Source organism: Inquilinus sp. Marseille-Q2685 (genome assembly GCF_916619195.1).
GTDB lineage: Bacteria > Pseudomonadota > Alphaproteobacteria > DSM-16000 > Inquilinaceae > Inquilinus.
In genome coordinates, this window is record NZ_CAKAKL010000001.1 from 1,282,498 (window position 1) to 1,304,936 (window position 22,439).

Below are 22,439 nucleotides of genomic sequence, written 5' to 3' on the forward strand. Positions count from 1 at the left end.
TGACCCGGCAATCCAGTGGGTTTCGACAGACTGGATGCCCGGGTCAAGCCCGGGCATGACAGGAGCTGTTGAGGTTCGACCAAAGAAAAACCCCCTCCGGCGGACCGGAGGGGGTTGGATCGGAAACGCTACGCCTTGATCAGGCGGCCGCTTCGCCCGAGGGCAGCGCCGGCTCCTCGCCCGTCTGCTCCTCGTGCTGCAGCCGGGCCTGGCGGTCGCGCTCGCCGGCGATCTGCCGCAGGCGGTTGACCACCGAGCCGGTGCCCGCCGGGATCAGGCGGCCGACGATGACGTTCTCCTTGAGGCCGGCCAGGTCGTCGACCTTGCCGGAGACCGCCGCCTCGGTGAGGACGCGGGTGGTCTCCTGGAACGAGGCCGCCGAGATGAACGACTTGGTCTGCAGCGAGGCCTTGGTGATACCCTGGAGCACCGAGACGCCCTTGGCCGGCCGCAGGTTCTCGCGGATCGTCTTCTCGTTCTCCTCCTCGAAGTCCTCGCGGTCGATCTGGTCGCCGATCAGGAGGGTGGTGTCGCCCACCTCCGTCACCTCGACCTTCTGCAGCATCTGGCGGACGATCACCTCGATGTGCTTGTCGTTGATCTTCACGCCCTGGAGCCGGTAGACGTCCTGGATCTCATTGACCAGGTAGTCCGCCAGCGCCTCGACGCCGAGGACCGACAGGATGTCGTGCGGCACCGGGTTGCCGTCCAGCAGTTGGTCGCCCTTGAGGACGTAGTCGCCTTCCTGCACCGAGATGTGCTTGCCCTTCGGAATGAGGTATTCGCGCTCCTCGCCCGACTCCTCGTTCCGCACGACGATGCGCCGCTTGGTCTTGTAGTCCTTGCCGAACTCGACCCGGCCATCGAGGTCCGAGATGATGGCGTAGTCCTTCGGCTTGCGGGCCTCGAACAGCTCGGCGACGCGCGGCAGACCGCCGGTGATGTCACGCGTCTTCGAGCCTTCGCGCGGGATACGGGCCAGCACGTCGCCGGCCTGGACCTGCGCGCCGTTCTCGACCTGCAGGATGGCGTCGACCGAGAGGAAGTAGCGCGCCTCCAGGCCGTTCGGCAGGCGGATGACCTCGCCCTTCTCGTCGCGCAGGACGATGCGGGGCTTCAGCTGGTCGCCGCGCGGCTGCTGCCGCCAGTCGACCACCACCTTGGCCGAGATGCCGGTCTGCTCGTCGACGACCTCGCGCATCGAGACGCCTTCGACCAGGTCCATGTAGGTCGCCGTGCCCGCCTTCTCGGTGATGATCGGCATGGTGTACGGATCCCACTCGGCCATCTTGCGGCCGCGCTCGATCCGCTCGCCGTCATCGACCAGCAGCTTGGCGCCGTAGGGCAGGCGGTGGCGCGCCTTCTCGCGGCCCTGCTCGTCGACGAGCTGGAGCTCGCAGTTCCGGCTCATCACCACCAGGATGCCCTGGCTGTTCTTCACGACGTTGCGGTTCTTGATCTGGACCTTGGCGTCGAACGCCGCCTCGATCGCCGACTGCTCCGCACCGCGCTGGGCGGCGCCGCCGATGTGGAAGGTCCGCATCGTCAGCTGCGTGCCCGGCTCGCCGATCGACTGCGCCGCGATGACGCCGACGGCCTCGCCGATGTTCACGGTGGTGCCGCGGGCCAGGTCGCGGCCGTAGCACTTGCCGCAGATGCCGCCCTTGGTCTCGCAGGTCAGGGCCGACCGGATCAGCACCCGGTCGATGCCGGCCGCCTCGACCGCCTCGACCAGCGCCTCGTCGATCAGCTCGCCCTGCTTGACCACCACGTCGCCGGTCAGCGGGTGCAGCACGTCCTCGCCGGCGCAGCGGCCGAGGATGCGCTCGCCCAGCGGCACGATCACCTCGCCGCCGTCGATCACGGCGCCGGTGGTGATGCCGTTCTTGGTGCCGCAATCCTCCTCGATCACCACGCAGTCCTGGGCGACGTCGACCAGGCGGCGGGTGAGGTAGCCGGAGTTCGCGGTCTTCAGCGCGGTGTCGGCCAGGCCCTTGCGGGCGCCGTGCGTCGAGTTGAAGTACTCGAGAACGGTCAGGCCTTCCTTGAAGTTCGAGATGATCGGCGTCTCGATGATCGAGCCGTCCGGCTTCGCCATCAGGCCGCGCATGCCGGCGAGCTGCCGGATCTGTGCCGCCGAACCGCGGGCGCCGGAATGGGCCATCATGTAGACCGAGTTCACCTGCCGGCTCGGGTCGGTGAGGGTGGCCTGGATCTCGGCCATCATCTCACGCGCCACCTCGTCGGTGGTGTTCGACCACACGTCGACCACCTTGTTGTACTTCTCGCCGCGGGTGATCAGGCCGTCGAGATACTGGTTCTCGTACTCCTTCACCAGCTCCGACGCCTTGGCGATCAGCTTCTCCTTGGCCTGCGGGATGACCATGTCGTCCTTGCCGAAGGAGATGCCGGCGCGGCAGGCATGGGCGAAGCCCAGGCCCATCAGCCGGTCGCAGAAGATCACCGTCTCCTTCTGGCCGCAGTGGCGGTAGACGATGTCGATGACGTTGGTGACGTCCTTCTTCGTCAGCAGCCGGTTGACCAGCGAGAACGGCACCGCCGGGTGCCGCGGCAGGATCTCGGACAGGAGCATCCGGCCCGGCGTCGTGGTGACGCGCTGGATGATCTCCTGGCCGTTCTCGTCGACGGTCTTGAAGCGGGTCTTGATCCGGCTGTGCATGCCGATCACGCCGGCCGCCATCGCCTGCTCCATCTCGCCGATCGAGGCGAAACGGGGCACCTGATGGGCGGTCAGCTTGCCGGCCTTCAGCTTCTCGAACACCGCCTTGACGTCGGAGGCGTCGACCACCTCCGCCGGCTTGTCCGGGTTCTGCAGGATGATGTCGTCGTTGCCGATCGCGGCGGTCAGCGCCTCGATCCCGTCGATCGAGATCGCCGGCCCCAGACGGTCGTTGCGCTCCATCGACAGGTAGTAGATGCCGAGGACGATGTCCTGCGACGGCACGATGATCGGCTTGCCGTTGGCCGGGCTGAGGATGTTGTTGGTCGACATCATCAGCACGCGGGCCTCGAGCTGGGCCTCGAGCGCGAGCGGCACGTGCACGGCCATCTGGTCGCCGTCGAAATCGGCGTTGAAGGCGGTGCAGACCAGCGGGTGCAGCTGGATCGCCTTGCCCTCGATCAGGGTCGGCTCGAAGGCCTGGATGCCCAGGCGGTGCAGCGTCGGGGCGCGGTTCAGCAGGACCGGGTGCTCGCGGATCACCTCCTCGAGGATGTCCCAGACCTCCGGCCGCTCCTTCTCCACCATCCGCTTCGCGGCCTTGATGGTGGACGCCATGCCGTACAGCTCGAGCTTGTGGTAGATGAACGGCTTGAACAGCTCGAGCGCCATCTTCTTCGGCAGGCCGCACTGGTGGAGCTTGAGCTCCGGCCCGACGACGATGACCGAACGGCCCGAATAGTCGACGCGCTTGCCGAGCAGGTTCTGGCGGAACCGGCCCTGCTTGCCCTTCAGCATGTCGCTGATCGACTTCAGCGGGCGCTTGTTGGCGCCGGTGATGACGCGGCCGCGGCGGCCGTTGTCGAACAGCGCGTCGACCGCCTCCTGCAGCATGCGCTTCTCGTTGCGCACGATGATGTCGGGCGCGCGCAGCTCGATCAGCCGCTTCAGGCGGTTGTTGCGGTTGATGACGCGGCGGTACAGGTCGTTCAGGTCGGACGTCGCGAAGCGGCCGCCGTCCAGGGGAACGAGCGGGCGCAGCTCCGGCGGGATCACCGGAACGACGTCGAGCACCATCCACTCCGGATGCGAGCCGGACTCCAGGAAGGCGTCGATCAGCTTCAGCCGCTTGACCAGCTTCTTGCGCTTGGCCTCGGAGCCGGTCTCGCGCAGCTCCTCACGGACCTTGACGCGCTCCTCCTCCAGGTCCATGCCCGAGAGCATGCCCTTCAGCGCCTCGGCGCCGATCTTGGCGGTGAAGGCGTCCTCGCCGTACTCGTCCTGGGCGCGAAGATACTCGTCCTCGGTGAGGAGCTGGTTCTTCTTCAGCGCGGTCAGGCCGGGCTCGACCACCACGAAGCTCTCGAAGTACAGGACCTTCTCGAGATCCTTCAGCGTCATGTCGACCATCAGGCCGATGCGCGACGGCAGCGACTTCAGGAACCAGATATGCGCCACCGGCGAGGCCAGCTCGATATGGCCCATGCGCTCGCGCCGGACCTTCGACAGCGTGACCTCGACGCCGCACTTCTCGCAGATGATGCCGCGGTACTTCATGCGCTTGTACTTGCCGCACAAGCACTCGTAGTCCTTGATCGGACCGAAGATCCGGGCGCAGAACAGGCCGTCCCGCTCCGGCTTGAAGGTCCGGTAGTTGATCGTCTCGGGCTTCTTGATCTCGCCATAGGACCAGGAGCGGATGCGCTCCGGGCTGGCGATCTGGATCTTGATCTGGTCGAAGCTCTGCGGCGTCGAGACCTGGCCGACGAGATTCATCAACTCGTTCATGTACCTGCTCCCCCGGGGGTAGGGACGGACAAATAGGGTTCAGCGGCGGCCGGCCCTGTCGGACCGGCCGCCGGAGACGGATCAGTAGGTGCGCTGCTCGAGCTCGACATTGAGGCCCAGCGACCGCAGTTCCTTCATCAGCACGTTGAAGGATTCGGGGATGCCGGCCTCGAAGTTGTCGTCGCCGCGGACGATCGCCTCGTAGACCTTGGTGCGGCCGGACACGTCGTCCGACTTCACCGTCAGCATCTCCTGCAGCGTGTACGCCGCGCCATAGGCCTCGAGCGCCCACACCTCCATCTCACCGAAGCGCTGGCCGCCGAACTGGGCCTTGCCGCCCAGCGGCTGCTGGGTGACCAGGCTGTACGGGCCGATCGACCGGGCGTGGATCTTGTCGTCCACCAGGTGGTGCAGCTTCAGCATGTAGATGTAGCCGACGGTCACCTTGCGGGCGAACTGCTCGCCGGTGCGGCCGTCATGCAGCGTGACCTGGCCCGAGGAGGCCAGGCCGGCCTTCTCCAGCATGTGGACGATATCGTCCTCGCGGGCGCCGTCGAACACCGGCGTCGCCATCGGCACGCCCTTGCGCAGGTTGCCGGCCATCTCGACCAGCTCCTCCTCGGACATGTTCTCGATGTCCTCGCCGTACTGGGCGGCGCCGTACACGTCCTGCAGCTTGCCCTGCAGCGCCTTCACCGTCTTGGCGGTGTCCTCGCCGCGCCGGGCCTGGGCCTGGTACTGGTCGACGACCTCGCCGATCTGGCGGCCGATGCCGGCGGCGGCCCAGCCGAGATGGGTCTCCAGGATCTGGCCGACATTCATGCGGCTGGGCACGCCGAGCGGGTTCAGCACCAGGTCGACATGGGTGCCGTCCTCCAGATACGGCATGTCCTCGATCGGCATGATCTTGGACACGACGCCCTTGTTGCCGTGGCGGCCGGCCATCTTGTCGCCCGGCTGCAGCTTGCGCTTCACCGCGACGAAGATCTTGACCATCTTCATCACGCCGGGCGGCAGCTCGTCGCCGCGCTGCAGCTTCTCGACCTTGTTGTCGAACCGCGCCTCGAGGCCCTTCACCTGGTCGTCGAAGTGACGGCCCATGGCCTCGATGTCGGCCATGCGCGCCTCGTCGGCGATGGTGATCTGGCGCCACTGGCCGCGGCTGAAGTCCTTCAGCTGCGCCTCGGTGATCTCGCCGCCGGTGGCGAAGCCCTTCGGCCCGGAGACCGAGGTCTGGCCCAGCAGCAGCTCCTTGAGGCGGGCGAAGAAGCTGCGCTCCAGGATCGCGCGCTCGCTGTCGCGGTCCTTGGCCAGCCGCTCGATCTCGGCCCGCTCGATCGCCAGCGCACGCTCGTCCTTGTCGACGCCGCGGCGCGAGAACACCCGCACCTCGACGATCGTGCCGGTGACGCCCGGCGGCAGGCGCAGCGAGGTGTCGCGGACGTCGGACGCCTTCTCGCCGAAGATGGCGCGGAGCAGCTTCTCCTCCGGCGTCATCGGGCTCTCGCCCTTCGGCGTGACCTTGCCGACCAGGATGTCGCCCGGCTTCACCTCGGCGCCGATATAGACGATGCCCGCCTCGTCGAGATGGCGCAGCGCCTCTTCACCGACATTCGGGATGTCGCGGGTGATCTCCTCCTGGCCGAGCTTGGTGTCGCGCGCCATCACCTCGAATTCCTCGATGTGGATCGAGGTGAAGACGTCGTCCTTGACGATGCGCTCGGAGATGAGGATCGAGTCCTCGAAGTTGTAGCCGTTCCAGGGCATGAAGGCGACGAGCACGTTGCGGCCGAGCGCGAGCTCGCCGAGCTCGGTCGACGGGCCGTCGGCCACGATGTCGCCCTTGCGCACCCGGTCGCCGACCTTCACCAGCGGCCGCTGGGTGATGCAGGTGCTCTGGTTCGAGCGCTGGAACTTCAGCAGGTTGTAGATGTCGACGGTCGAGGCGGCGCCCTCGGTGTCGGTCACCCGCACCACGATGCGGGTGGCGTCGACCGTGTCGACGATGCCGGCGCGGCGGGCGACGATGGTGACGCCGGAATCCCGAGCCACCGTGCCCTCCATGCCGGTGCCGACCAGGGGCGCGTCGGCGCGCACCAGCGGCACCGCCTGGCGCTGCATGTTCGAGCCCATCAGCGCGCGGTTGGCGTCGTCGTTCTCGAGGAACGGGATCAGCGCCGCGGCCACCGAGACGATCTGCTTCGGCGAGACGTCGACCAGGTCGATCGATTCCGGCTTCGACATGATGTAGTCGCCGCCCTGCCGGCAGGAGACGAGGTCGCCGACGAAGCGGCCCTCCCCGTCCAGCTCGGCATTCGCCTGGGCGATGGTGTAGCGGCTCTCCTCCATCGCCGAGAGATAGATCACCTCGTCGCTGACGCGGCCTTCTACCACGCGGCGATACGGGCTCTCGATGAAGCCGTACTTGTTCACCCGGGCATAGGTGGCGAGCGAGTTGATCAGGCCGATGTTCGGGCCTTCCGGCGTCTCGATCGGGCAGATCCGGCCGTAATGGGTCGGGTGCACGTCGCGCACCTCGAAGCCGGCGCGCTCACGGGTCAGACCGCCCGGCCCGAGGGCCGAGAGGCGCCGCTTGTGCGTGATCTCGGACAGCGGGTTGGTCTGGTCCATGAACTGGCTGAGCTGCGAGGAGCCGAAGAACTCCCGCACCGCCGCCGCCGCCGGCTTCGCGTTGATCAGGTCGTGCGGCATGATCGTGTCGATATCGACCGACGACATGCGCTCGCGGATCGCGCGCTCCATGCGCAGCAGGCCGACGCGGTACTGGTTCTCCATCAGCTCGCCGACCGAGCGGACGCGACGGTTGCCGAGATTGTCGATGTCGTCGATCTCGCCGCGGCCGTCCTTCAGCTCCACCAGGATCTTGAGGATCTCGAGGATGTCGAGCTTGCGCAGGACGCGGAGCTGGTCGTCGGTCTCGAAGCCCAGGCGCGCGTTCATCTTCACCCGGCCGACGGCCGAGAGGTCGTAGCGCTCCTGGTCGAAGAACAGGCCGTTGAACAGCGCCTCGGCGCTCTCCAGCGTCGGCGGCTCGCCCGGGCGCATGACGCGGTAGATGTCGATCAGCGCGTCCTCACGGCTGGCGTTGCGGTCGATCGCCAGGGTGCTGCGCAGATAGGGGCCGACATTGACGTGATCGATGGCGAGCACGGTCAGGGTGTCGAAGCCCTTCTCCTCGAACAGGTCGAGCACGGCCTGGGTGACCTCGTCACCGGCCTCGAAGAAGACCTCGCCGGTCTGCTCGTCGATCACGTCGCCGGCCAGGTAGCGGCCGGCTAGGTCCTCGGCCGGGACCAGGATCTCGGTGACGCCCTGCTCGGCCAGCTTCTTGATGACGCGCGGGGTCATCTTGGTGTCGGCCTGGGCCACCACCTCGCCCGAGGCGGCGTCGACCAGGTCGGCCGTCAGCTTGACGCCCTTCAGGCGCTCGCCGTCGAAGGCGGTCTTCCAGCCGTCCTTGGCGCGCTTGTAGGTGACGCTGTCGTAGAAGAAGCCGAGGATCTCCTCCCGGCTCATGCCCTGCGCCTCATAGGGCTGCAGGCCGCGGCCCTCCTTCGCCCGGGCCTCGCGCAGCGCGGCGGTCTCGGCCGAATCCAGCGCCATCAGCAGCGTCGTGGTCGGCAGCTTGCGGCGGCGGTCGATGCGGACATAGAGGTGGTCCTTGGCGTCGAACTCGAAGTCGAGCCAGGAGCCGCGATAGGGGATCACGCGGGCGGCGAACAGGTACTTGCCCGAGGAATGGGTCTTGCCGCGGTCGTGGTCGAAGAACACGCCCGGGCTGCGGTGCATCTGGGAGACGATGACGCGCTCGGTGCCGTTGATGATGAAGGTGCCGTTCGCCGTCATGAGCGGCATGTCGCCCATGTAGACGTCCTGCTCCTTGATGTCGCGGATCGAGCGCAGGCCCGTGTCCTCCTCGACATCGAACACGGTCAGGCGCAGCGTCACCTTGAGCGGCGCGGCGAAGGTCATGCCCCGCTGCTGGCACTCCTCGACGTCGTATTTCGGCTCTTCCAGCTCGTAGGAAACAAAATCGAGCTCGGCGCGTTCAGAAAAGTCCTTGATCGGGAACACCGACCGGAACACCTCCTGCAGGCCGACCACGGCCCGGGCCGCCGGCTTGACGTTCATCTGCAGGAACTGATCGTAGGAGCTGCGCTGCACCTCGATCAGGTTTGGCATTTGGGCGACCTCGGGGATCCGCCCGAAACTCTTGCGGACGCGCTTACGGCCGGTGAAGGTCTGAGCCATGTGAGCCCCTCGTTTCCAACAAATGCCGAACAGGTACGGAACACAAACGCCCGTTCGCGGCCGACCCCTGGGGATCGGCCGCGCCCGGACTACAGTGACAAAACAGCTTGAAGTGCCACGCGGGTCTTACTTGACGTCGACCTTGGCGCCGGCTTCTTCGAGCTGCTTCTTGATCTTGGCGGCCTCGTCCTTCGACACGCCTTCCTTGACGGGCTTCGGCGCGCCTTCGACGAGGTCCTTGGCCTCCTTGAGGCCGAGGCCGGTGATCGCACGGACCTCCTTGATCACGTTGATCTTCTTGTCGCCGGCGTCCGCCAGGACGACGGTGAACTCGGTCTGCTCCTCAGCCGGAGCGGCGGCAGCAGCGCCACCGGCCGCGCCCGGAGCCGCGGCAACCGCGACCGGAGCGGCGGCGGAAACGCCCCACTTCTCCTCGAGCAGCTTCGAGAGCTCGGCGGCCTCGAGGACCGTCAGGCTCGACAGCTCGTCGACAAGCTTTGCAAGATCAGCCATTTCGTTCTCCTAAGACTTGGGTCTTCTGGGTACGGTTTCAACAGGTGCGGCTCTATGCCGCCTCGTCCTTCTTGGCATAGGCCCCGAAGACGCGGGCGAGCTGCCCGGCCGGAGCCTGCAGAACACCGGCGATACGGGTCGCCGGGGTCTGGATCATGCCCACCAGCTTCGCCCGCAGCTCGTCGAGCGACGGCAGCGTGGCGAGAGCCTCGACACCCTTGGGATCGAGCGTTTGAGTCCCGAGACCGCCGCCGATGATCTGCAGCTTCTCGTTCTTCTTGGCGTAATCGACCGCCACCTTCGCCGCAGCCACCGGGTCCTGGGAGAACGCGATGGCGGTCGGGCCGGTGAACAGGTCGGCCAGATGCTCGAACTGGGTGCCCTGAAGGGCGATGCGGGCGAGCCGGTTCTTGGTCACGCGGAACGAGGCGCCCGCCGCGAGCATTTGCCGCCGGAGATCGGTCGACTCGGCCACCGTCATCCCGCCTTGGCGGGTGACGACGACCATGTTCGCCGTCCGGAACGACTCCTGCAGCGCGGCGATCTTCTCGGTCTTTTGTGTACGGTTCACGGATCGCCTCCGTTGTCGGGGCCCCGCCCGGCCGAAGCCGGGGATGGAGCCCCAGTCCACATTGGACCGGCCCTTGGATCCGAAGATCCGGTACCGATCCGCTCTCCTGTCCCAGAAGTCCAAGCCCCGTACGGCACCCGGGCCGAGGCCCGGCCGCCGCCGTTGATTGGGTTCGACTCCCGTCTATGCAGGTGGGTTTTAAGCGCCTCGCGACGCCCCTGCAGTCTCGGACAGGTTCGGGCAGGGCCGAGGCCCCACCCTGTCCGCCGCTCTCACGAGCAGCGTATTCCTTTAGGCGCCGGCGCCCTCGTGCAGCTTCGCCAGGTCCAGCTTGTAGCCCGGGCCCATGGTCGAGGTGACGGTCACCTTCTTGAGGTAGGTGCCCTTCGCCCCGCTGGGCTTGGCGCGCTGGATCGCCTCGACGAAAGCGCGGATGTTGCCGATCAGCGCCTCTTCCGTGAAGCTGGCCTTGCCGACGCCGGCATGGACGATGCCCGCCTTCTCGGCCCGGAACTCCACCGCGCCGCCCTTGGCCGCCTTGATGGCGCCGGCGACGTCGGGGGTGACGGTGCCCAGCTTCGGGTTCGGCATCAGGCCGCGGGGGCCCAGCACCTTACCGAGACGGCCGACCACGCCCATCATGTCCGGGGTGGCGATGCAGCGGTCGAAGTCGCTGCGGCCGTCCTGGATCTCCTTGGCCAGCTCGTCGGCGCCGACGATGTCGGCCCCGGCGGCCAGGGCCTGCTCGGCCTTGTCGCCCTTGGCGAACACCAGGACGCGGACGGTCTTGCCGGTGCCGTTCGGCAGCTGGACCACGCCGCGGACCATCTGGTCGGCATGGCGCGGGTCGACGCCGAGATTCATCGCGATCTCGACGGTCTCGTCGAACTTCGCCGTGGCCGAGGCCTTCAGCAGCTTGACCGCCTGGGTCAGGTCATAGGACGCCTCGGGGTTCAGCCCCTTGGTCGCGGCGCGCAGGCGCTTGGAAATCTTGGCCATCCCGATTACTCCACCACCTCGATGCCCATCGACCGGGCCGAGCCCTTGATCATCTGGGCAGCCGCCTCGACGTCGTTCGCGTTGAGATCCTTCATCTTGATCTCGGCGATCTCGCGGACCTGCTTCATCGTGATCTTGCCGACCGTGGCGCCCTTGCCGGGCGTCTGGCTGCCCTTGTCGAGCCCCGCGGCCTTCTTGATGAAGTAGGTGTTCGGCGGCGTCTTGGTGACGAAGGTGAAGGTCCGGTCCGCATAGGCCGTGATCACGACCGGGATCGGCATCCCCTTCTCCAGGTTCTGCGTCTGGGCGTTGAACGCCTTGCAGAACTCCATGATGTTCAGACCGCGCTGACCCAGCGCCGGACCGATCGGCGGCGACGGGTTGGCGGCGCCCGCGGGCACCTGCAGCTTGATCTGTCCTACGACCTTCTTTGCCATCTCATATCCCTCAACAACTGATCCCTCCGGCGGAACCGGAGGGATTGGGAAGCGCGGTCACGACCCCCGGAGGACTTCCCGGGAGGGTCTCCCGCGCCGCACCCCCGCGCCCTGGAGCGCGGGGTATCGGCGACGATCAACGGATCGTCACGAAACCTTCTCGACCTGCGTGTACTCCAGCTCCACCGGAGTCGCACGGCCGAAGATCGACACCGCGACCTTGAGCCGCGAGCGCTCCTCGTCCACCTCCTCCACCACGCCGTTGAAGCTGGTGAAGGGACCGTCGGCCACGCGCACCGTCTCGCCGACCTCGAAGCTGATGGAGGGCTTCGGCCGCTCCACCCCTTCCTGGACCTGCTGCATGATCCGCATCGCCTCGGTCTCGCTGATCGGGATCGGCCTGTTGCCGGACCCGAGGAAGCCGGTGACCTTCGGCGTGTTCTTGACCAGATGCCAGGCCCGGTCGGACAGCTCCATCTTGAGCAGCACGTAGCCCGGGAAGAACTTGCGCTCGGTGTTGACCTTCTGACCGCGGCGGATCTCGACGACCTCCTCGGTCGGCACGACGATCTGCTCGAAATGGTCGGACAGGCCCTTCTGCTCGGCCTGCTCGCGGATCGACTCCGCGACCTTCTTCTCGAAATTCGAATAGACGTGCAGCACGTACCAACGCATCGCCATGGGTCAGCTCCCCATGCCGATGATGGACGTCACCGCCCAGCCGGCGACCCAGTCCACCAGCAGGAAGAAGATCGACATGAGGGTGACGAACACGAACACCATGCCGGTGGTGATCGCGGTCTCCTTCCGTGTCGGCCAGGTGACCTTCGCGGTCTCCTGGCGGACCTGCCTGAAGAACTGGACGGGGCTGGTCTTGGCCATGTCTACCAATCAAATCGCCGGTCAGGCGGGCGTGGCAGGAGTGGAGGGTTTCGAACCCCCAACCTTCGGTTTTGGAGACCGACGCTCTACCAGTTGAGCTACACTCCTCCGGGGACCGCCCTGCCTTCAGGAAACGCGACGAGGCACGCTCGCCGCCCTGACCGCGGAGCGAACGGCCTTTTAGCGGAAGCGCCGGACAGAATCAACACCCTGTTCGGGGCCCTCGTCGGATTTCTCTCAGGCCGCCTGGTCCGCCCCGTTTCCCGCGGCGGCCGCGATGTCCAGGAACAGCCGGTGCACCCGCCGGTCGGCGGACAGCTCGGGGTGGAAGGTCGCGGCCAGGAGCCGCCCCTGGCGCACCAGCACCGGGTCGCCGCCCCGCTCGGCCAGGACCTCGACGCCGGGGCCGATCGCGGCGATGCGCGGCGCCCGGATGTAGACCGCTTCCAGCGGCCCGCCCGGCAGCGCCGTCGGCGTCTCCAGGATCGCCGAATCGTTCTGCCGGCCATAGGCGTTGCGCTCGACCGTGGCGTCGAGCACGCCGAGGCTCTCCTGCTCCGGATGCCGCACCCGGCGGGCCAGCAGGATGCAGCCGGCGCAGGTGCCGAAGACCGGCCTGGTCCCGGCGAAGCGCTTGAGCGGGTCGAGCAGCCCGTCGCGCGCCGCCAGCTTCAGCAGGGCGGTGGATTCGCCGCCCGGGATCACCAGCCCGGCGAGGCCGTCGAGATGGGCCGGCAGGCGCACCGGGACGGGCTCCGCCCCGGCTTCGCGCAGCGCCCGGGCGTGGGCCTCGACATCGCCCTGCAGCGCCAGCACGCCGATGCGCGGCGCGCCGGCGGCCTCGTTGCGCCCGCTCACCATCCGCGGGTCTGCAGCATCTGGGCGGGCTCCAGCGCCGCCACCGCCAGCCCCTTCATGGCGCCCTGGCACTCGGCGCTGGCCTCCGCCAGGATCGCCGCGTCCTCGAAATGGGTGGTGGCGCGGACGATGGCGCGGGCGCGGCGCTCCGCCTCCTCCGGCTCGGCGAAGTTGTGCGAATCCTGCATGAAGATGCCGGAGCCGACGAACACCGCCTCCGCCCCCAGCTGCCGCACCAGCGCGGCGTCGGCCGGGGTGGCGATGCCGCCGGCGGAAAAATTCGGCACCGGCAGCCGGCCGGTCTCGGCCACCAGCCGCACCAGCTCATAGGGCGCGCCCAGCTCCTTGGCCGTGGTGTACAGCTCCTCGGGCCGCAGCACGGTCAGGCCGCGGATGTCCCGGCTGATCTGGCGCAGATGCTGCACGGCATGAACCACGTCGCCGGTGCCGGCCTCGCCCTTGGTGCGGATCATGGCCGCGCCCTCGGCGATCCGGCGCAGCGCCTCGCCCAGGTTGCGGGCGCCGCAGACGAAGGGGGTGACGAAGGCCTGCTTGTCGACGTGGTGCGCCTCGTCCGCCGGGGTCAGCACCTCGGATTCGTCGATGAAGTCGACGCCGAGCGACTGCAGCACCTGGGCCTCGGCGAAATGACCGATGCGGCACTTGGCCATGACCGGGATCGACACCGCGCCCATGATCTCACGGATCTTCACCGGCGAGGCCATGCGGGCGACACCGCCCTCGGCCCGAATCTGGGCCGGCACCCGTTCCAGCGCCATCACCGCGACGGCGCCGGCGCGCTCGGCGATCTCGGCTTGGCGCGCATCGGTGACGTCCATGATGACGCCGCCCTTGAGCATCTCGGCCAGGCCGGTCTTCAGGCGCAGGGCCTGCGGGGAATGGAGTCCGTTGGGGCCGTTGGTGGTCATGATCCTCTCCAATCGAATTCGCTGGAGAAGCTAGGCGCTCGGCACTGGTCGGATAAGATCCACTGAACCGGCAATTTGATGGATCCAGTTCTCCGCCGAGAGAGTGCGGTCTCCAGGGCAGTGGATTCGGATTTCTGCAGAAACGATGGATCCAGTCAGGCCGCACCGCCGCGGCGGAAGGACTGCACCACCTCCCGCAGCAGCGCGACGCCCTGGCGGATGTCCGCCTCATCCAGCGCGGCGTAGCCCATCAGGAAGCCGGCACCGCCCTCCGTTCCCGCCGCACCGGTCTCGGCCGGGACGATGCCGACCGACCGCAGCGCCGCGGCCTCGGCGACGCTGCCGGCCAGGCCGGCCGGGATGTCGCGGAAGCGGACCACGAGATGCAGGCCGGCCTTCGCCCCCTCGATCGCCACCGCCGCGCCGAAGGCCGATGTCAGCGCCGCCGCCAGCGCGTCGCGGCGGCGCTGGTTGCGCCGGCGGGTGCGGCGGATGTGGCGCTCGAAATGGCCGTCGCGGATGAGATGGGCGAACACCGCCTGGTCGAGCGAGGCGGTGTGGCGGTCGGTCAGCTGCTTGGCCCGCAGGAAGGGCTCCACCAGCTCCGGCGGCAGCACCATGTAGCCGAGGCGCAGGCCGGGCGACAGCACCTTGGAGACGGTGCCGGAGTAGATCACCAGCCCGGCCCGGTCGAGCGCCTGCAGCGATTCGACCGGACGGCCCTCGTAGCGGTACTCGCTGTCGTAATCGTCCTCGAACACGTAGGTGCCGCCGCATTCGGCCCAGTCCAGGAGGGCCAGGCGGCGCGCCGCCGGCATCACCCCGCCGGTCGGGAACTGGTGGCCTGGCGTGACATGAGCCAGCCGCGCCCCGGCCTCGGGCGGAGGCAGCCGGGCGGTGTCGAGCCCGTCGGCGTCGACCGGCACCGGCAGCAGCCGGGCGCCGATCGCCTCCGCCGCCAGGCGGGCGCCGCTGTAGCCCGGATCCTCGACCACCACCGTGTCGCCGGGGTCGACCAGCACGCGCAGCGCCAGGTCGACCGCCTGCTGCGAGCCGTTGACGATCAGGATCTGCTCCGGCCGCGCCCGCACCGCGCGGGCCCGGGCCAGATAGTCGGAGAGAGCGGCCCGCAGCTCCGGCAGGCCTTGCGGGTTCTCGTAGAGATAGGGCTTGCCGGCGCGGCGGCGGATCTCGCGCAGCAGCAGGCGGCGCCAGATGTCGGCCGGGAAGTCGGCGGCGCTGACGGTGCCGTAGTGGAAGCTGTAGCGCAGCCCGCCGCGGCGGGTCAGGCTGTCGATGTCGAGGCCGCGAAGCCGCTCGCTGTACCGCGACAGCCGGGGCGCGCGATGAGTCTCGGCCGGGACCGCCGCGGCGGGCGGACGCGGCGCGGCGCCGGCCGGCAGGGCCGCGCCGACGAAGGTGCCGGCGCCCGGCCGGCTCTCGAGATAGCCCTCGGCCAGCAGCTGCTCATAGGCCAGCAGCACGGTGTTGCGCGAGATCGCGAACTGGTCGGCCAGGGCGCGGGACGAGGGCAGCCGGCTGCCGGGCGCGGCGTCGCCGCTCAGGATCGAGGCCTTGAGCTGGTCGTAGATCTGGGTCTGCAGCGGGGCGTCGCGGTCGAGACGGATCACCATGGGCCCATCCTAGACGACGAAAGGGCGGGGAGAGATCCCCGCCCTTCCGCTTGTCGCGATCGGATGCCGCAGTCGCGGCGCCCGAGTTACTTGATGATGGAGGCGACGACGCCGGCGCCGACGGTGCGGCCGCCCTCGCGGATGGCGAAGCGCAGGCCTTCGTCCATGGCGATCGGGGCGATCAGCTTGACCGTCATCGAGATGTTGTCGCCGGGCATCACCATCTCGGTGCCCTCCGGCAGCTCCACCACGCCGGTCACGTCCGTCGTCCGGAAGTAGAACTGCGGCCGGTAGTTGGTGAAGAACGGCGTGTGACGGCCGCCCTCTTCCTTCGTCAGGATGTACGCCTCGGCCTTGAACTCGGTGTGCGGCGTGATCGAGCCGGGCTTGGCCAGAACCTGGCCGCGCTCGACCTCCTCGCGCTTGGTGCCGCGCAGCAGCGCCCCGATGTTGTCGCCCGCCTCGCCCTGGTCCAGCAGCTTGCGGAACATCTCCACGCCGGTGCAGGTCGTCTTCACCGTCGGACGCAGCCCGACGATCTCGATTTCCTCGCCCACCTTCACCACGCCGCGCTCCACGCGACCCGTCACCACCGTGCCGCGCCCCGAGATCGAGAACACGTCCTCGATCGGCATCAGGAACGGCTTGTCCTTCGGACGCTCCGGCTGCGGGATGTACGCGTCCACCTGCTTCATCAGCTCCAGGATCGCGTCACGCCCCAGCTTCGCGTCGCCGTCCTCCAGCGCCACCAGCGCCGAGCCCGGCACGATCGGAATGTCGTCCCCCGGGAAGTCGTAGCTCGACAGCAGCTCCCGGACCTCGAGCTCCACCAGCTCCAGGAGCTCCGGATCGTCGACCATGTCGACCTTGTTCAGGAACACCACCAGCGCCGGAACGCCCACCTGACGCGCCAAGAGGATGTGCTCGCGCGTCTGCGGCATCGGGCCGTCCGCCGCCGACACCACCAGGATCGCACCGTCCATCTGCGCCGCGCCCGTGATCATGTTCTTCACGTAGTCCGCGTGGCCCGGGCAGTCCACATGCGCGTAGTGACGGTTGTCCGTCTCGTACTCCACATGCGCCGTCGAGATCGTGATCCCGCGCGCCTTCTCTTCCGGCGCCTTGTCGATCTGGTCGTACGCCGTGAACGTCGCCCCGCCCTTCTCCGCCAGCACCTTCGTGATCGCCGCCGTCAGCGACGTCTTCCCATGGTCCACGTGACCGATCGTGCCGATGTTGCAGTGCGGCTTCGTCCGCTCAAACTTCGCCTTCGCCATTCCTTAAGACCTTAATCCGTTCGCGGTTGGGACCAGTGGATCCCGGATGGAGCGGGTGAAGGGAATCGAACCCTCGTATTCAGCTTGGAAGGCTGCTGCTCTACCATTGAGCTACACCCGCCCGTGGTCCGGGACGCGCCATGTCCTTGACCGTGACCACGAAGCCAGGCGGGCTATGGTGGAGGGGGCTGGATTCGAACCAGCGTACGCAATGCGGGCAGATTTACAGTCTGCTGCCTTTAACCACTCGGCCACCCCTCCACAGGGCTTCGCCGCACGGCTCGGCGAATGGCGGGGCGGAATATCGACATCCCGGCGAGGAAGTCAAGCATGCGTGATGCGAAAATCGTAAACTTGACCCCGCCCGCCGCACAGCGCACAGGACGGCGATGACCCGCACACCCCAGAACCGCCCGCCCCGCGCCGCCCCGCCCCACGGCCCGCGGCCCGGCCCATACCAGGGCCAGCGCCCGGATCAGCGCGGCCCCGGCGGCCGCCCGCCCGCCGGGCGCCCGCCGGCGCGCGAGCCCGACCGCTACCTCTACGGCGTGCACGCCGCCGTAGCCGCGATCCTGAACCCCGAACGGGTGATCACCCGCGTCCAGTGCACCGAGGCCGGCCTCGCGAATCTGTCCGAGGCGCTGGCCGAGGCCGCGCAGGCCGGCCTCGACCGGCCGCAGCCGGAGATCGTCGACCGCGCGCTGATGGACCGGTTCCTGAAGGGCGCCGTCCACCAGGGCATCGCACTGGAGATCAAGCCGCTGGAGGCGCCGGACATCGACGATATCGGCCGCCAGGCCTCGCTGCGCGAGCCTGAGGGCGAGCCGGGCGCGGCGGCGCGCAGCATCGTCGTGGTGCTGGACCAGGTGACCGACCCGCACAATATCGGCGCGATCCTGCGGTCCGCCGCCGCCTTCGGGGCGCTGGCGGTGGTGGTCACCGACCGGCACGCGCCGGAGATCACCGGGGTGATGGCCAAGACCGCGTCGGGCGCGGTCGAGCATGTGCCGCTGGTGCGGGTGAAGAACCTGGCCCGCGCCCTCGAATCGCTCGGGCAATGGGGCTTCCGCCGGATCGGCCTGGCCGAGGAGGGCGAGGCGACGCTGGCCGAGGCGATGCAGGGCGACAAGGTGGCGCTGGTGCTGGGGGCCGAGGGCGAAGGCCTGCGCCACCTGACGCGCGAGACCTGCGACGTGCTGGCCCGCCTGCCGACCCAGGGCCCGATCGGCAGCCTGAACGTCTCCAACGCCGCCGCCATCGCGCTGTACGAGGCGGCGCGGAACTGAAGTGGATGGGAAGGCAGGAGGACCCGAACTCGATGAACGATCTCCTGCTTGCCGCGGTTCGACGACGGATCAGGACGAAACCCACGGATCTGGGGAACGTCTCGCCGATCCGATTGCAGCCCGCTGATCCAGAGCGGGTGGCGAATGATGAGCGGCAACTGGGCTTCTCGCTGCCAGATCTGCTGAAGCGCCTCTACACAGAGATCGGCAACGGGGGCTTCGGCCCAGGCTATGGGCTGATCGGCCTGACCGGCGGCGCACCAGACGACACCGGCAAGACTAGTCCCACCATCTACGAGGAACTCCGCCACACGGATCCCGAAGATCCATATTGGCAATGGCCGGCAGGTCTGCTGCCCATCTGCCATTGGGGATGCGCCATCCTGTCTTGCGTCGACTGCGCGGATCCGCATTTCCGCATGCGCATCTTCGACCCCAACGCCCACCGCGAGGGCGACTGGAGCGACGCCTTCTCCGAAGAATTCTGCGGACTCGACGAGTGGATCGGGATGTGGGCCTCAGGTGTCGACCTATGGAAGCGCATGTACAGCGAATCAGGACCTGCCGCTCGGTCCCCGTCAGTCCGGGATGTGGACACCTGATCCCAAACTATGTCGGGCGCGATCGCGATCGACGTATCACACGGCGCCAGTCCGTCTTCGCTTTCGCTTCGCTCCAGCTACGCCGGACACTGCTTCGCCCTAAACGGCCTCCGCGTGGCTGCGCCACGCGAAGCCCGAAGGGCGAAGCGTGGTGGGCCCGGCAGGATTCGAACCTGCGACAACACCGTTATGAGCGGCGGGTTCTAACCGCTGAACTACAGGCCCGTCCGGCGCCTCTTCTAGCAAGCGGCGCCGGCGGGGAAAAGCGGGTTGCGGTGCCCGGCGTGGGCCGCCGGGCACCGCCCCCCGGTTACTGCGCCCCGGTTACTGCGCCTTCTGCCCGCCGGCCATCATCTGCTTGATGATGCCGACGATGACCATCAGCACGCCGCCGCCGACGCCGCCCCCGACGATCTGGCCGATGATCGCGCCGATGTCGAGGCCGCCGCCGGCCGCCGCCGCGCCGAGGGCGGGGATGATCGCGGTCAGGATCTGGCCGCCGATGCCGCCGCCGACGATCCCGGCGATGGAGTTGCCGACCGTGCCGAGGCTGTACTGCTTGACCGCGGCGCCGGCCACATTGCCGCCGACCGCACCTGCCACGAGCTGGATAATCAGGGTCACGATGTCCATCGGATCTCCTTCCGATCGATGGAGCGCCGTCGGGCGGTGCGGCGCATGAGACAACCGACTCGCCGAATCATCGGCACCGCATAAATAATGATGCGCTTCGACCCGTCCCGCCTCAAGAGATATTTGGGAACGGACGGAGACTGCCGTCTTGCAGCCGAAGAAGACGCCGTGTCGTCTACGAAGGATTTCGGCGATTCTATTGTCGGATTTACACCCTCGTTACGGAACCGGACGGTATCGGTTCGGGCCCAGAGGAGTCCGGACACCGGGTTGGGCAGAAAGGAAATAACGTCTTAATTTTGCTATAAACCATATAACACAAACTAATTGGATTGATATTTCCGTCTTTCCTCCGAATCTTTGTCCTATTGCCGCCCAGCCAGAGACCATCGCCATGCGTCCCCGCCTTTCCCTCCTCGTCGCCGCGGCGACGCTGCTCGCCCTCGCCGAGCCGGCGCAGGCCGAGACGGCGACGCTGCGGATCGCGCAGCAATTCGGCATCTCCTACCTGCCGATGATCGTGGCCAAGCAGCAGAAGCTGATCGAGGCGGCGGTGACCGAAGCCGGGCTGCCGGCGCCGGAGATCGAATGGATCCAGGTCAGCGGCGGCGCGGCGATGAACGAGGCCCTCCTGTCCGGCAGCCTGGACGTGGCCGCGGCCGGGGCGCCGCCGGCGATCACGCTGTGGGCCAAGACCCGCGGCTCGATCGACGTGAAGGGCATCGCCGCGCTCGGCTCGATGCCGATCTACCTGACCACCACCAACCCGCAGGTGAAGTCGCTGGCCGACTTCACCGACAGGGACCGGATCGCGCTGCCGGCGGTGAAGGTCGGGTTCCAGGCGGTGGTGCTGCAGATGGCGGCGGCCCAGGCCTTCGGCGAAGACGAGGCGACGAAGCTGGACGACCTGACCGTCAGCATGTCGCATCCGGACGCGACCGCGGCCCTGCTGTCCGGCAGCTCCGAGGTCACCGCCAATTTCGGCGCCCCGCCGTTCCAGAACCAGCAGCTGCAGGACCCGAAGATCCACCGGGTGCTGAGCAGCTATGACGTGCTGGGCGGCCCGCACACCTTCAACGTGATCTACGCGACCGGCGCCTTCTATGCCGAGAACCCGAAGACGGTGGCGGCGATCGTCACCGCGCTGGACCGCGCCGACCAGTTCATCCAGGCGCATCCGGCCGAGGCGGCGAAGCTGTACATCGCCGCCGAATCCTCGAAGCTGCCGGAGCCCTTCGTCGAGGCGCTGATCACCGCCCCGGACACGCGCTACACCGTGGCGCCCGAGAACATCCTGAAATTCGTCGACTTCCAGCACCGCATCGGCCAGATCGCGACCAGCACCTCGGACTGGCGCGACCTGTTCTTCCCGCCGCTGCACGACCGGCAGGGCAGCTGAGATGAGCGTCCCGGCCCTGGCCCTAGATCCCGAGACGGCGACGCCATTGGCGCTGCGGGTCGAGGGCGTCACCCTGTCCTACGCCGTCGACGGCCGGACGGTGACGGCGGTCGAGAATGTCAGCCTGGACGTCCGCCGCGGCGAGCGGCTGGTGCTGCTGGGCCCGTCCGGCTGCGGCAAGTCGAGCCTGCTGAAGAGCGTCGGCGGCTTCCTGCCGCCGGCATCCGGCCGGGTGCTGCTGGACGGACGGCCGGTGTCGCGCCCCGGGCCCGACCGGATGATGGTGCTGCAGGATTTCGAGCAGCTGCTGCCCTGGCTGACGGTGCGGCGCAACCTGGTCGCGGCCCTGTCCTGGGCGAAGCGCGCCCGCCGGGGCGAGGCCGAGGCCATCGCCGACGACATGCTGCAGCGGGTCGGCCTGGCGCGGGTGGCCGACCAGTATCCGAGCACGCTGTCGGGCGGCATGAAGCAGCGCGTGGCCATCGCCCGCGCCCTGGCGCTGCGGCCCGAGGTGCTGCTGATGGACGAGCCCTTCGCCGCGCTGGACGCCATGACCCGGCGGCGGATGCAGGAGGAGCTGCTGGCGCTGTGCGAGGCGACCGGCGTCACCACCCTGTTCGTCACCCATGCGATCGACGAGGCGATCGTGGTCGGCAGCCGGATCGTGGTGATGACCGCGCATCCCGGCCGGATCCGTGCCGTGATCGACCTGCCGGAGAGCCGCGGCCCGGACCGGGGCGACCCGGCCTTCGCCGCGCTGGAGGCCCGGATCGGCGGGCTGATCGCCGACCAGATCGGCCGCGCAGAGGCGGAGAGCGCCGATGGTTGACTATCAGGGCCTGCTGCAGGCCGGGTCGCCGCTGCGCCCGGCCAGGGCCGAGGCGCCGGCGCGGCGCTGGATCGGCACCGGCGCCTGGCGCCGCCTGCTGATCCTGGCGGCGCTGGCCGCGGTGTGGGAGGCCGCGGCGCGGATCGTCGGCAGCCCGCTGCTGCTGCCGGGTTTCCTGACCACCCTCGCCGCCTTCGGCCAGGGCGTGGCCAGCGGCGAGCTGCCGCTGCGCACCCTGGCCTCGCTGCAGGTGCTGGTCGCGGGATACGCGATCGGCGTCGTCGCGGCGGCGATCCTGGCCGGGCTGGCCACGGCCAGCCGCCTGGGCGCCGAGCTGCTGTCGACGCTGACCGCGATGTTCAACCCGCTGCCGGCCATCGCGCTGCTGCCGATCGCCCTTCTATGGTTCGGCCTGGGCACGCCCAGCCTGCTGTTCGTCATCGTCCATTCGGTGCTGTGGCCGCTGGCCCTGGCCGCCCATTCCGGCTTCCGCGCCGTGCCGCGGCCGCTGGCGATGGTCGGGCAGAATCTCGGCCTCGGCGGCATCGCCTATGTCGCCCGGATCCTGGTGCCGGCCGCCTTCCCGGCGATCCTGGCCGGGCTGAAGATCGGCTGGGCCTTCGCCTGGCGCACCCTGATCGCGGCCGAGCTGGTGTTCGGCGTCTCATCCCGCTCCGGCGGGCTCGGCTGGTTCATCTACGTCAACCGCAACCAGCTGGAGACGGCCAACGTCTTCGCCGGCCTGCTGGCCATCATCCTGATTGGCCTGCTGGTCGAAAGCCTCTTGTTCCGCACCCTGTCCCGGCTCACCGTCGAGCGCTGGGGCACGCAGAACCCCTGAGATCGACGG

Annotated in this window: 18 protein-coding genes and 4 tRNA genes; 5 read left to right on the top strand and 17 right to left on the bottom strand. The window is 68.4% G+C overall.

What is annotated here, in order from left to right; all coding sequences use genetic code 11:
* Window positions 1-139: 139 nt before the first annotated feature.
* The 15 genes from rpoC to LG391_RS06155 form a co-directional block, all read right to left on the bottom strand.
* Entirely contained in the window at window positions 140-4,468 is a 4,329-nt protein-coding gene (gene rpoC, locus LG391_RS06085; protein ID WP_225767082.1) for a DNA-directed RNA polymerase subunit beta', read from the bottom strand.
* 81 nt (window positions 4,469-4,549) lie between these two features.
* The gene (rpoB, locus tag LG391_RS06090) at window positions 4,550-8,740 is read right to left on the bottom strand and encodes a DNA-directed RNA polymerase subunit beta (RefSeq protein WP_225767083.1); all 4,191 of its coding nucleotides are present in this window, start codon (window positions 8,738-8,740) and stop codon (window positions 4,550-4,552) included.
* 126 nt (window positions 8,741-8,866) lie between these two features.
* On the bottom strand, window positions 8,867-9,253 hold the full coding sequence (gene rplL / locus LG391_RS06095) for a 50S ribosomal protein L7/L12 (protein ID WP_026873035.1): 387 nt from the start codon (window positions 9,251-9,253) through the stop codon (window positions 8,867-8,869).
* 52 nt (window positions 9,254-9,305) lie between these two features.
* A complete protein-coding gene (gene rplJ, locus LG391_RS06100; RefSeq protein WP_225767646.1) occupies window positions 9,306-9,824 on the bottom strand; it encodes a 50S ribosomal protein L10 in 519 nt (172 codons plus the stop codon).
* Between the two features lie 291 nt (window positions 9,825-10,115).
* On the bottom strand, window positions 10,116-10,823 hold the full coding sequence (gene rplA, locus LG391_RS06105) for a 50S ribosomal protein L1 (protein WP_225767084.1): 708 nt from the start codon (window positions 10,821-10,823) through the stop codon (window positions 10,116-10,118).
* A gap of 5 nt (window positions 10,824-10,828) precedes the next feature.
* Window positions 10,829-11,260, bottom strand: a complete 432-nt coding sequence (gene rplK, locus LG391_RS06110) for a 50S ribosomal protein L11 (RefSeq protein ID WP_225767085.1) — start codon at window positions 11,258-11,260, stop codon at window positions 10,829-10,831.
* A 147-nt stretch (window positions 11,261-11,407) separates the two neighbouring features.
* Window positions 11,408-11,941, bottom strand: coding sequence for a transcription termination/antitermination protein NusG (nusG, locus tag LG391_RS06115; protein ID WP_225767086.1), 534 nt, complete (start codon window positions 11,939-11,941; stop codon window positions 11,408-11,410).
* Window positions 11,942-11,944: 3 nt separating this feature from the next.
* Window positions 11,945-12,142 (bottom strand): preprotein translocase subunit SecE, encoded by a 198-nt coding sequence (gene secE / locus LG391_RS06120; RefSeq protein ID WP_225767087.1) that lies wholly within the window; start codon window positions 12,140-12,142, stop codon window positions 11,945-11,947.
* Between the two features lie 32 nt (window positions 12,143-12,174).
* A tRNA-Trp gene (locus LG391_RS06125) sits at window positions 12,175-12,250 on the bottom strand.
* 129 nt (window positions 12,251-12,379) lie between these two features.
* Window positions 12,380-13,003: a pyridoxal 5'-phosphate synthase glutaminase subunit PdxT gene (pdxT, locus tag LG391_RS06130; protein WP_225767088.1), complete on the bottom strand. Its 624-nt coding sequence runs from the start codon at window positions 13,001-13,003 to the stop codon at window positions 12,380-12,382.
* On the bottom strand, window positions 12,997-13,929 hold the full coding sequence (pdxS, locus tag LG391_RS06135) for a pyridoxal 5'-phosphate synthase lyase subunit PdxS (RefSeq protein ID WP_225767089.1): 933 nt from the start codon (window positions 13,927-13,929) through the stop codon (window positions 12,997-12,999). Before pdxS ends, pdxT begins: the two co-directional genes overlap by 7 nt.
* Before the next feature lie 155 nt (window positions 13,930-14,084).
* The gene (locus LG391_RS06140; protein ID WP_225767090.1) at window positions 14,085-15,563 is read right to left on the bottom strand and encodes a PLP-dependent aminotransferase family protein; all 1,479 of its coding nucleotides are present in this window, start codon (window positions 15,561-15,563) and stop codon (window positions 14,085-14,087) included.
* Between the two features lie 86 nt (window positions 15,564-15,649).
* Window positions 15,650-16,840: an elongation factor Tu gene (gene tuf / locus LG391_RS06145; RefSeq protein WP_225767072.1), complete on the bottom strand. Its 1,191-nt coding sequence runs from the start codon at window positions 16,838-16,840 to the stop codon at window positions 15,650-15,652.
* A gap of 47 nt (window positions 16,841-16,887) precedes the next feature.
* Window positions 16,888-16,961 (bottom strand) — tRNA-Gly (locus LG391_RS06150).
* A gap of 55 nt (window positions 16,962-17,016) precedes the next feature.
* A tRNA-Tyr gene (locus tag LG391_RS06155) sits at window positions 17,017-17,101 on the bottom strand.
* A 128-nt stretch (window positions 17,102-17,229) separates the two neighbouring features.
* On the opposite strand from LG391_RS06155, the gene rlmB reads away from it, so the two are divergent.
* Entirely contained in the window at window positions 17,230-18,126 is an 897-nt protein-coding gene (rlmB, locus tag LG391_RS06160) for a 23S rRNA (guanosine(2251)-2'-O)-methyltransferase RlmB (RefSeq protein WP_225767091.1), read from the top strand.
* A gap of 32 nt (window positions 18,127-18,158) precedes the next feature.
* Complete coding sequence (locus LG391_RS06165) at window positions 18,159-18,728, top strand: SMI1/KNR4 family protein (RefSeq protein ID WP_225767092.1); 570 nt, start codon at window positions 18,159-18,161, stop codon at window positions 18,726-18,728.
* A gap of 149 nt (window positions 18,729-18,877) precedes the next feature.
* On the opposite strand, the gene LG391_RS06170 is transcribed toward LG391_RS06165, so the two are convergent.
* Both LG391_RS06170 and LG391_RS06175 read right to left on the bottom strand, forming a co-directional pair.
* A tRNA-Ile gene (locus tag LG391_RS06170) sits at window positions 18,878-18,953 on the bottom strand.
* A gap of 99 nt (window positions 18,954-19,052) precedes the next feature.
* A complete protein-coding gene (locus LG391_RS06175; RefSeq protein ID WP_225767093.1) occupies window positions 19,053-19,361 on the bottom strand; it encodes a hypothetical protein in 309 nt (102 codons plus the stop codon).
* Window positions 19,362-19,755: 394 nt separating this feature from the next.
* Between LG391_RS06175 and LG391_RS06180 the strand changes: the two genes are divergently transcribed.
* The 3 genes from LG391_RS06180 to LG391_RS06190 are packed head-to-tail and all read left to right on the top strand — an operon-like array spanning window position 19,756 to window position 22,430.
* On the top strand, window positions 19,756-20,760 hold the full coding sequence (locus tag LG391_RS06180) for an ABC transporter substrate-binding protein (RefSeq protein ID WP_225767094.1): 1,005 nt from the start codon (window positions 19,756-19,758) through the stop codon (window positions 20,758-20,760).
* A 1-nt stretch (window position 20,761) separates the two neighbouring features.
* Window positions 20,762-21,589, top strand: a complete 828-nt coding sequence (locus LG391_RS06185) for an ABC transporter ATP-binding protein (protein WP_225767095.1) — start codon at window positions 20,762-20,764, stop codon at window positions 21,587-21,589.
* The gene (locus LG391_RS06190; RefSeq protein WP_225767096.1) at window positions 21,582-22,430 is read left to right on the top strand and encodes an ABC transporter permease; all 849 of its coding nucleotides are present in this window, start codon (window positions 21,582-21,584) and stop codon (window positions 22,428-22,430) included. Before LG391_RS06185 ends, LG391_RS06190 begins: the two co-directional genes overlap by 8 nt.
* Window positions 22,431-22,439 lie beyond the last annotated feature (9 nt).